2 protein-coding genes are annotated in these 3,847 nt (G+C 42.8%); both read left to right on the plus strand.

Annotated features, from left to right (window positions below):
- Positions 1–356 precede the first annotated feature (356 nt).
- The gene (locus DXD16_RS10075; RefSeq protein WP_117655980.1) at positions 357–1,403 is read left to right on the plus strand and encodes a M48 family metallopeptidase; all 1,047 of its coding nucleotides are present in this window, start codon (positions 357–359) and stop codon (positions 1,401–1,403) included.
- Between the two features lie 58 nt (positions 1,404–1,461).
- Entirely contained in the window at positions 1,462–3,834 is a 2,373-nt protein-coding gene (locus tag DXD16_RS10080; protein ID WP_117655981.1) for a metallophosphoesterase, read from the plus strand.
- Positions 3,835–3,847: the final 13 nt, after the last annotated feature.

Here is a 3,847-nt window from a genome sequence, read left to right on the forward strand (position 1 = left end):
TGACATCGTTTTTATGTCAACCTTGGTCTAACAGAGCCAAATTATTAGACCAATGTGCCCCGTTAAAGCGTTAGGGAGTACCATTGCCTCAGGCGTTCACTGTCTGGTGCATGACGTTAATATCTGTTCGCTGACCTTGCAATTTGGTTAACCGTTTACTGAGTGAGCATTTGCTCGTTTAGGTGTGGCTGTATTGCAGCGGTAGCGATTCACGGCAATCGATTATGTGCATATGGGCGATCCTCATGTTCTCGCAAAGCCCGTATTCTATTGCCACTCTCTGTAGGGCTGCGTCAAAAAAAAAGTCGTCGCTGTGATGGCGTGAGACGTTTTACATGTCTGGGAGGTCGAAGCGCATGCATGGCAACTTACTTCACGAACTAAAATGGATTCTTTCGGATGTTAAGCCGAACTCTGCGAAATTCGATTCGGTTATTACTGATCTGGCTGATATCGTATTTACGTCTAAGGACTATGATGAGATCCTTTCCGAATTGGAAGATATCTATTTCCATGAAGGGAATGGGTCTAATTTCCGATTCGGTTTTGCCGGCTTTTACTTACTCTCGGTGATTTATAGACGAGCCTGCGATCGTCAAAAACTGCAGTCGCTTATTACGCATGGGGCTACTCGATTCGAAGATAACATCGATTTCAAGCTTGTATATCTTAGCTGCTATGAGTTTTGTAATCCTCTTGGTAAATCTCATGCCGAGTTGCTAGAAGATGCGAATACTCTTTGTTCTCAGTTCCCGGATAGGCCATCATGCCTGCACGTATATGCCCATATTGTTGCCTCACTTATGGAGAGCGGGGTAGAGGTAGATGCGGCTTATCTTGATGAGGCGATTGAGTTTGTCGACCGTGCAATTAGTTTGGATTCATCTTATCCAAAATACCGTGTTAAAAGGGCTCGACTTAATGCGTTGAAGGGGGATTTGAATAAAGCATACATTGATTTTGACAAAGCCGTGTCTTTGCTGCATCCGACTTCCCCTGAATATCCAAAGCATCTCGCCGATATTGAAGCCGCTCGATTACGTGCAGACTTTCTGTCGTCGAATAAGAGAATTGCTGACCGTGCTTCTATAGAAATTGAAAACGTAAAAGCAAGTGTGTCAAGTAACGTTGAAATTGTTGGTCTATTTTCCGCCGTGCTTTCTGTGGTTTTTACCATGGCGTCTATTACTTCACAATCATTGCTGAAGTTTTTCGAGCTTGCGTTTCTTGCATGCTCTTTGTTTGGACTATTGATTATGGTATTTGCGGTGTTTTCCCTCATTTCGGGGCGGGACGAAAAGCTGTGTCGTCGCTTGATTATCTTTGGTATCGTTTTCGCCTTTATTCCGATTGCCTTGTATGGAGCCGTCCCTTTAATTGTTTCTTTAATGCCTGGTAAGTGAGCGGCGTGTGTAGGTAGAATCAATATATTCGACGGAGTAGTATTTCGGAGGTCGCGCAGTGGATTGCCGTGATTTTGATCCTCAGCTTTGTATTGTCCAGCTTACGGACTTTCATTTCAAAGAACTTCAGGGCAATTATCAAAAACGGGTAGACGATATCCTCGTGACTATTAAAAAGAGTATTAAGTCTGGGACCGTATTGCTGCTTGTTACTGGTGATGTTGCCCGAACTGGCAAGGAAAGCGAATATCAATCAGCGGCTATGTTCTTTGACTATCTGATTGAACAACTGAACCAACCTGAATACCAATTGAAAGTTTATATATTGCCGGGAAATCATGATTTGCATGGCCCGTGTAAGTCTATTGAGTACTTTTCTGGCGAGCAGTACGATCTGGATCTCGACTATATGGCATCATTTTATGAGTTTGCCAGCAAGTATAACAACGAATTTGTTTTAGGTCAGCCACAGCCAATTGTTTTTGAGGTTGAGGGGACACAAGTCTCGGTATCTGGTTTTAATAGCGCCCCCTTATCTACTCTTGATGGTGATGATAAAGGGTTTCACGTATTGAGAAACCCTGAGCGCGCTCTACTTGATAACACACCGGACACAGGCCTTCATATTTTTGCTTCGCATCATGGTCCAGAGTGGTTCCGCGATAATGAGCGTATTAGCCTGGAGAATATGCTTGCCAACTGCTTTGACTTTGCGTTTACGGGACATGAGCATATGGGACAAAGCCGCTGCGTAGGTGGTTTGTCAGGTGAGTCCTGTGTTGTCGTGCGAGGAGGAACCTATTCACTTTGCGATGATGACCAGAGCTCCTATAAAATGCTACTAATTCGCTTTGGAGAGTTTGGCAGCTATGAATTTGCGGAAAGGGTCTATGGCTGGGAAGCCTCTGCACAAATTCACACGCTTCTCGATGAGGCCCACTCTTATCGGCGTTATATAAAATCAAAATCGTACTTCAGACCGCGCTCAGATTTTGTGAACGAGCTTTTTGAAACTGAAGATAATTCAAGCGAATCATTTAAGGACTCATTTGTGTTTCCTTCTTTGAAAGAAGAGATCGCAACTGGCACAAAAGATGGTGAACTAAGAATTAATGACCAAAAGTTAATATCTGATATCCATTCTTTTATGGAGTTCCTGCTTGATGTTAAAACGCTTGAAATCCATAGTGATATTCGTGCGGGCAAGAGCTCTTTACTTAAAGCCATATACCGCGAGTCGTTGGCGATGGGCTATTCGCCTCTATTGTTGACTCCCGATTATTCAACTGGTTCCATTTCACGAACGCTGTCATCCATTATCAAGGATCAGTATGGTGATACTCGGGAAGCTGTTGAACTGTTTGGACGGATTCCTCGTGAAAAAGTTCTTTTGCTCGTTGATGACTTCGATTCTCTGAAGAGAAAAGCTAAAAAATCCGATGTCATTAAATCGATGCTCAAGACTGCCGGCAATATTGTTTTAATTACTGCTAATAGTTTTACGTTTGAGTTGGACGAAACAGTCGAGGTCGATTTTCGACATCTGCTTATCTGTCCTTGGACGAAAAATAAAAGAGACGAGTTAATTCAAAAGAGATGTAAGGGTACTGGGCTTTCCGATGCACAGGTAGATGAGCTTATTGCCATTGTTGATAAAGCTGTTGGCTCTCATTTTCAATTGTTTGATATGACTCCGCCCTTCATCAATCAATATATTGATTTTTACATTTATGATTCCGGTGCGTCTTTTATCAAGGGTGACTTGCCGTTTACGTCAATTATGAATTCAAACGTCAAAAGAAAGATATGTAATGTCATATCAGATGGCGAGAATCAGATGCTCGATATATTGGCGGATGCGGTTATTACCGTTTTGAAGAAACTGGCTCTTAAAATTCACTCTGATCGAACGACTGTTTTCTCGAGTATGACATTCTCTGAAGTGGCTGAAAACTACCTGAGTGAATACGGTATCCCTATAACTCCAAAAATAATCATGGATGCTTCTGTCCAGTCTGGCGTGCTCCTAGTTGAAGACAATGGCTTTAACTACTCTTTTGCCTCGAGAAGTCTGCATGCCTATTTTGTTGCTCAGGCAATTGATCTTGAGTTTGACGAGGACGTGGACAAGGGAGAATCCTATGTACTGCGCCTTTTGGATGAACTTGATTTTTCCATAAATGAAGAGATACTCGTTTTGCTTGAGGGAACTCGATTCATTCCCTGGCTAACCCAAAAACTAGTCGAAAAGGCATCGGATGCCGTGGATAGTTCAGATGTCATTTTTAATCAGGGAAAAACCTATAAATGTTTGAGTGGGTTGGAAGGCATTAAGATTGCTCCGCCCTCTCAAGAAGGTGCGGGTGCCATTCGCAGCGTAACTGATGAGATAGAGAAAAGAAATGGCTCTGTTAGACCAAGGTTGACATAAAAACGATGTCACC

Origin of the sequence: Collinsella sp. TF11-5AC (assembly GCF_003436775.1) — a bacterium.
Lineage (GTDB): Bacteria > Actinomycetota > Coriobacteriia > Coriobacteriales > Coriobacteriaceae > Collinsella.